This window comes from Endozoicomonas sp. SESOKO4 (assembly GCF_024606275.1).
On record NZ_JAHHPS010000411.1, the window covers coordinates 1 to 3225 of the forward strand.

The 3225-nt window shown below is 47.4% G+C and carries 3 protein-coding genes; all 3 read right to left on the reverse strand.

Going from position 1 to position 3225, the window contains the following annotated elements; translation table 11 throughout:
• Positions 1–1152, reverse strand: a 1152-nt coding sequence (locus KDK16_RS08035; RefSeq protein ID WP_257275512.1) for a WD40 repeat domain-containing protein, incomplete at its 3' end; no start/stop codon positions are given.
• Positions 1153–1306: 154 nt separating this feature from the next.
• A complete protein-coding gene (locus tag KDK16_RS08040) occupies positions 1307–2878 on the reverse strand; it encodes an F-box/WD40 repeat-containing protein (protein WP_257275513.1) in 1572 nt (523 codons plus the stop codon).
• Between the two features lie 154 nt (positions 2879–3032).
• The coding region (locus KDK16_RS08045; RefSeq protein ID WP_257275515.1) for a hypothetical protein at positions 3033–3225 on the reverse strand (193 nt) is incomplete at its 5' end.

Sequence of the window (3225 nt, forward strand, 5' to 3'; positions counted from 1 at the left end):
TAGTTCCCATGATCCATCGGTCTGGCGGTAGATTGTCGCCGTATTATCCTTGCAACCGATGACAACATGGCGGCTATCGGGGCTGAAGGTGGCTGATTGGACGCTTCTATCATGGTCAATGTTGGCTTTTTCCAGCCATGATCCATCGGCCTCCTTGCTCAGGATTTTTGTCTTACCCTTACCGGCGATGACTACATGGCGGCCATCGGAGCTGAAGGTGGCCAATTTGACCGGGCTGTTATGAAGGATAGTGGCTTCACTTTCCCATGATCCATCGTCCTTGAGAACATAGATGTTTGCCGTTTGATCTATACTGGCAGTCACCACACGGCGGCTATCGGGGCTAAAGGTGGCCGAGTAGACACGATCAGTATGGGAGATGCTGCCTGATGGTTCCCAGAACCCATCGTCCGTATGGCGATAGATTTTCGCCGTGCCATCGCTACTGGCAGTCACCACATGGTGACCATCGGGGCTGAAGGTAGCTGAATTGACGCAACGATGATGGGGAATGACGACTATTACTTCCCATGATCCAGCGCCCTTGTGAGCGTAAATTTTTGCGGTGTTATCACTACTGGCAGTGACCAGATGGCGGCCATCGACACTAAGGCTGGCTGAGCTTACGTATTCCTTTTCGTGAATGGTTGCTGTTGTAACTAATTCAAATGTTTTACATTCAGACATCAGCTTAGTCTTGGTGAAAAATAACAGGGCAGGCACATAAGCCCTTTCCGTTTTGAGATCTTTGAGTGAGTTCACTAACGCCTGATCGTTTGTGAACGACTTGAGCCAATCAATGAGTTGATCATGATTTTTTGTATTGATGGATGTCCTTAGTTGATACTGCTGTGGCGAAGGAAACCGGCGATACCAGGCTTTTGCCAGTGCATTATTTTGTTTGATGCCATCGCGAAGGCGGGTGCATACCCGTTCTAAACTGACAATATCCCGAAGTTGCAAACGGCTGCAAATCATGGAACTGGATAAAACAGCAAAATACTGAAAGGAAGGTCTGTCCTTTTCTTCCACGTCGACTATAGCTACCGATCTGCCGACACTGACACAAGGTGATGCAGGCTCCATTTGAGCTTGCCTGGTGGGTGGCGAGTTTGGTTTTGCAATGCTGGCGTTATTATCTATTCCATGCATCCCTGAATTCTCCGTAGTGGGTATTTATCTTCGATCAGCAAGGACAATCAATGTCGATACCGCTAAGTTGGAGTCAGTTTTAGAGTGGAAGTTCATAAAATATTCTAAAAGGCGACTGACAGAGTTCCTGTCTTTCATTGCAATCAAAATGGCGTCACTCAGTGACAGCAGACAATGAATTATTGCTTCGTAGTTCAGTGATTTTCACTGTGCAGTCGTTACTGGCAGTGACTACACGGCTGGCATCGGCGCTGAAGCTGGCTGACAAGACCCAGCCATTATGGGATATACTGGCTTTTTCTACCCATGACCCATCGTCCTGTTGACCAATGATTTTTGCTGTTCCGTCCTTGCTGGCAGTCACTATATGGCGACCATCAGGGCTGAAGGTGGCTGATAAGACTCCGTCTTTATGGACAATGTCGCCTTCCAGTTCCCACGTCCCATTGGCTTTCTGGCCATAGATTTTTACTACGCCATCCTCGCCGGCCGTCACCACATAGCGGCCATCGGGGCTAAAGTTGGCTGAGTTAACATAGTCAATATGGCGAATGGTTTTTTTTGGTTCCCATGATCCATCGGCCTTTTGTTCATAGATTTTCGCCGTGTCATCCTTTCTGGAAGTCACCGCATGGCGGCCACTGGGGCTGAAGGTGGCTGATATGACCCATCTATGACGCTCAATGCTGGCTATTTCTTTACAGGATCTACCGTAATTGAGGTCACAGATTTCTGCCATTTTATCTTCACTGCCGGTCAGTATATTGTGAGCAATGGGGTTGAAGGTGGCTAATTTGATCGGACCATTTTGAGGGATAGTGGCTTTAATTTCCCATGATCCATTGTCCCTGAGACTGTAAATTTTTGCCGTTTTATCCTCACTGGCGGTCACCAAATAGCGACTATCGGCACTGAAGGTGGCTGAGTAGACACAGTCGGTATGGGAAATGCTGCCTACCGGTTTCCAGGACTCATCGGCCTTATAGCCGTAGATGATCACCGTGCCATCCTGACTGGCGGACGCCACATAGCGGCAATTGGGGCTAAAGGTGGCTGAATTGACCGAGCTGGTATGGGAAATGATGGCTATTACTTCCCATGATCCGGCAGCCTTATGAACGTAGATTTTTGTCGTGCCATCGACACTGGCGGTGATCAGATGGCGGCCATCAGCACTGAGGCTGGCTGAGTTTACGTAGTTCTTTTCGTGAATCGTTTCTGTTGTAACTGATGAAAATCTTTCACATTGAGACATCAGCTTAGTCTTGGTGAAAAAAAACAGGGCAGGTACATAAACCCTCTCCAGTTTGAGGTCTGTGAGTGAATTCACTAACGCCCCATCATTCGTAAACGACTCAAACCAATCACGGAGTTGAACATCATTTTTTGAATTGATGGCTGTCCTTAGTTGATACTGGAGTGGTGAAGGAAACCGGCGATACCAGGCTTTTGCCACAGCATTATCTTGATGAATACCATCGCGAAGTCGGGTGCATACCCGTTCTAATCTGACAATATCCCGAAGTTGCAAACGGCTGAAAATCAGGGAACTTGATAAAATAAAAAAATACTGAAATGGAGGTCTATCCTTTTCTTCTTTGTCAGCAACAGCAACAGCAACGGATCTACCCGCACTGAAACAAGATGATGCACTCCCCGTTTTTGTTCGCTTGGGCGGTGGCGTGTTTGATTCTGCAATGCTGGTGTTATTATCTATGCCATGCATCCCTGATTCCTCCAAAGTAGGTATTTATCTTCGATCAGCAAGGACAGTGAATGTTGATGCTGTTTGATTAGATTCAGTTCCAGGACGAAAGTTCGTAACAAGTTGTTTAGGACAACTAACAGAGTGTCTGTCTTTCAGGGCATGCAAAATGTCGTCACTCAGTGACAGCGAGCAATGAATTATGGCTCCGTAGTTCAGTGATTGTCACCGAATAAGACCCGCCGTTGGAGACGGTTATCACATAGCGACTATCGGCGCTGAAGGTGGCTGAGTCGAGGTATGTCTTGTGGATAATGCTGGCTTTTTCTAACCATGCCCCATCGGCCTGCTGACCAATGATTTTCGCT